The sequence below is a fragment of the Paenisporosarcina sp. P4_E4_2 genome (genome assembly GCF_056401595.1).
Genome location: NZ_JBFUJC010000302.1, coordinates 1 through 3,882 on the forward strand (window position 1 = coordinate 1; position 3,882 = coordinate 3,882).

The 3,882-nt window shown below is 41.5% G+C and carries 3 protein-coding genes and 1 other annotated feature; of the genes, 1 reads left to right on the top strand and 2 read right to left on the bottom strand.

What is annotated here, in order from left to right; genetic code table 11:
* Positions 1-379: nucleoside deaminase (locus AC1DSB_RS15905; protein ID WP_477587085.1), on the top strand; the 379-nt coding region annotated here is incomplete at its 5' end.
* 38 nt (positions 380-417) lie between these two features.
* Here the strand turns inward: AC1DSB_RS15905 and serS are convergent.
* Both serS and AC1DSB_RS15915 read right to left on the bottom strand, forming a co-directional pair.
* Entirely contained in the window at positions 418-1,695 is a 1,278-nt protein-coding gene (gene serS, locus AC1DSB_RS15910; RefSeq protein WP_477587086.1) for a serine--tRNA ligase, read from the bottom strand.
* A gap of 205 nt (positions 1,696-1,900) precedes the next feature.
* Positions 1,901-2,115: a binding site (T-box leader), on the bottom strand.
* A 115-nt stretch (positions 2,116-2,230) separates the two neighbouring features.
* Positions 2,231-3,882 (bottom strand): M4 family metallopeptidase (locus AC1DSB_RS15915; protein WP_477587087.1); only part of this gene is annotated, 1,652 nt, incomplete at its 5' end.

Genomic DNA, 3,882 nt, shown 5'->3' on the forward strand with positions numbered 1-3,882 from the left:
GGATGAAATCATTGCACGTGCACATAACTTAAGAGAAACGACTCAAAACGCAACGACTCACGCAGAGTTGTTGGCAATCCAGCAAGCTTGTGCAAAAATCGGAAGTTGGCGTCTGGAAGAAATGACCCTTTACGTCACACTTGAACCTTGCCCGATGTGTGCTGGGGCAATATTGCAGTCACGAATTCCCCGGGTGGTTTACGGTGCACGTGACGTTAAAGCAGGTTGCGTCGACTCACTCTATCGATTGTTAAACGACGCTCGGTTTAATCATGAATGTGAGGTAACTGAAGGAATATTAGCCGAAGAATGCGGCGGAATTCTTACACAATTTTTCCGTAATTTGCGTGAACAAAAAAAGAACCGGAAACGAACTTAAGTTAAAGTTCATTTCCGGTTTTCTGCATTTTTCAATATTTATTTACTGATGATTTCTTTTCCACCCATATATGGACGTAAAACCTCAGGAATGATAACAGAGCCGTCTTCTTGTTGGAAGTTTTCCAAAATAGCAGCTACTGTACGGCCAAGTGCMAATCCACTACCGTTTAACGTATGCACAAATTCCGGTTTGGCATTTGGCTCACGACGGAAGCGAATGTTTGCACGACGTGCTTGGAAATCCTCAAAGTTACTGCAAGAAGAAATTTCACGGTACACGCCTTGTGCAGGAATCCATACTTCGATATCGTATTTTTTCGCTGCCGTAAATCCTAAATCCGCTGTACACATTTTCAAAACACGGTATGGCAAGCCCAATAATTGAAGAACTTTCTCCGCATGTCCTGTTAATTTCTCCAATTCATTATAAGAATCATCAGGATTCACAAAACGAACAAGTTCCACTTTGTTGAATTGGTGTTGACGAATCAAACCACGTGTATCACGCCCGGCAGAACCCGCTTCAGAACGGAAACAAGCACTGTATGCAGCAAAACCTTGTGGCAATGCATCTTTTGTTAAAATTTCATCACGGTAGAAGTTTGTTACCGTTACTTCAGACGTCGGAATCAAGAAGAAATCTTCTTTTTCAATTAAGAATGCATCTTCTTCAAACTTCGGCAATTGACCTGTACCTGTAAGACTTGCACGGTTTGCCAAATATGGAGGCAGCATTTCTTCATAGCCATGCTCTTCGGTATGAAGATCGATCATGAAGTTCATAAGAGCTCGTTCCAAACGAGCACCTAGACCACGATAGAACAAGAAACGGCTACCAGTTGTTTTTGCTGCACGTTCGAAATCGACAATATTCAAATCTGTCGCGATATCCCAGTGAGGTTTTGGTTCAAAATCAAATTCACGTATTTCTCCCCATGTACGATCTTCAATGTTATCATCTTCAGAATCCCCAACCGGAACGCTGTCATGTGGAATATTTGGAAGACGCATCATCATATCTGCAAACTTTTCTTCTACACTACGTAATTCTTCATCCAACACTTTGATTTCATCGCCTACTTGACGCATACGCAAGATTACATCGTCCGCATTTTCTTTATTGCGTTTCATAACCGCAATTTTTTCAGATGCCTCATTTCGTTCTGCTTTTAATACTTCAGCTTTGCCGATTAGTTCACGACGTTTAGAATCAAGCTCTGCAAATTGATCAAAGTTCCCTAAGTCTTCACCGCGTTTTTCAAGTTTTGCTTTCACTTCTTCGTAATTATCTCTTACGCGTTTTACATCTAACATGTATTTTCCTCCTTCGATTTCGATGATGGGAGATTAGTAACAAGCGTTAAAAAGACGTTTTAGAAATCGCCGAAAAGCGTTGTAGCCCACTCTTGCTCGACTCCTCCGGTGAGGAATCGAAAACTCGTTTTCGAATGAGTTTCTGAAGCGAAGGTGCGAGCTGGGCTACGAAGCTGGACAACAAAAAAAGCCCTCCATCCCCTTGGAAAGGGACGAGAGCTACCCGCGTTGCCACCCTGATTGATTTGTCCATGCGAACAAATCCACTTGTCTCATAACGGCTTTTCAACCGGCTGCAACTTACTAATTTTCAGTCGCGCAACTCCAGGACGGATTCACAAGTGTTTTTACCAGCTCGCACCACCCGCTGGCTCTCTTCAAAAAACGGAACTTGTTACTACTTCCCATCAACGTTTCATATGTGAAATTATCCATACTTTACTACAGGATATGTATTTTGGCAAGCTGTTATACAAGAAAAAACATCAACTTACTCCATTTAAGGAACAAGCTGATGTCTTTTAAATTTCAATAATTAATTTACACCCACTGCTGTAAATGCTGATTTCACACTTGCCACTTCACTGCTGCTTGCGCCATAAAGATCAGTCGCTGCTTGAACAGCTGCTACACGGTATTGGCTAAAAGTAGAGTTTGGTGTTAAATACTGTGTTAACGTACGGTAGAAAATTTTACCCGTTTTGTCATTGCCGATTCCTGCTACGCTGACACTGTAATGTGTGCCGCCATTTGCTAACAGGTATGCAGCTTTGTTGCTGATTCCACTGTTCGAGTGAACACCGCCATTATCCTGTGTTCCCACATAACGTTTCGAGTAATGATCCGGATCTCCATTTTTTGTTGGGTCTTCCATGGATCGTAATGCATCGCCTGATGTTCCCGGCGTATAAATGTCTTCTCCCATTAACCAGTCAGGATTGTTATTGAAATGATATTCTACTAACGTACCGAAAATATCAGACATTGATTCATTGATTGCGCCTGATTCATTTTGATAGACTAAATCCGCAGTTGTATCCGTCACGGCATGAGTCAACTCATGTGCGATAACGTCAAGCGATCCTGATAGAGGGATGAATGTAGAGCCATCTCCGTCGCCATACACCATTTGCGAACCGCTCCAGAAAGCATTGTTGTAATTGCGACCGTAATGTACGGTAGAAATTAATTGTGCCCCATTGCCATCATAGCTATTACGGTTATGGACATTTTTATAATAATCATATGTTTGGGCAGCGTAAGCGTGAGCATCAACAGCTGGTGCATCAACAGCCGCGTTCAACACATTATCTGTATCCAACCATAACGTTCCTGGTATTGATGTACGGTTTTTACCATTATACGTAAAGATTCCGTTTCCACGCGTACGATCCACCAAATATGAACCCTTGCTGTTCGTTACCGTATTAAATGACTTCGTATCACCTAAAACGCCCTTACCCGAACCTACTGTGTTGGTACCTGTTGGTGATGTAACACCAGATGTTGATTTTGCTTCATGAATCTGATTATACGAGGCTAAAATCTCCCCTGTTTGAGCATCTACGAAGTACTGATAGTTACCTGGTGATGGATATAAGAATTCAAACTCAAAAGCATACGCGTAGTTAGCTTTTCCATCTTTCACATAGATTACGAATTCTGGTTTTGCTTCTTTCTCAAGTTCTGGTGCTTCTCCTACTTTTGCTTCCAGATCTTTGGATGCAATCGCTTGAGCTTCAGCATGTTTGATTTTTGCGCCACTCTTTAAAGATTGTTTTTTATCTAATTCTGGTGCTAGTTCACCAGATACAGCTGTCAATACACCATCCGCATCAATATGCGCCGTTAATACTGATCCGAAAACTGGTACACCTTTATAAACTTGTTGTAATTTTACTAGAGTGAAGCCAGCTTCATCTTTTGTTTCATCTAGTACTTTGAAATTAGAATAAGAATCATTGCTGGTTTTATAGAGTCCTTGTTTTTCTGCTAAATAATTTAACACGATGTCTTTTGCTGCTTTCTTCGATGGGGCTGTTAGTTTACCAGAAATAAAATCCGGTGTATTGCTTTTTTGATTCATGTGGACTTTTTCAGAATTTGCATTTCCTGGTGCTGCCTGTACTGGGGCAATAGCTGCATATAATGCAACTGTGGCTGCTAAACTCTGACTCACGACTTTTT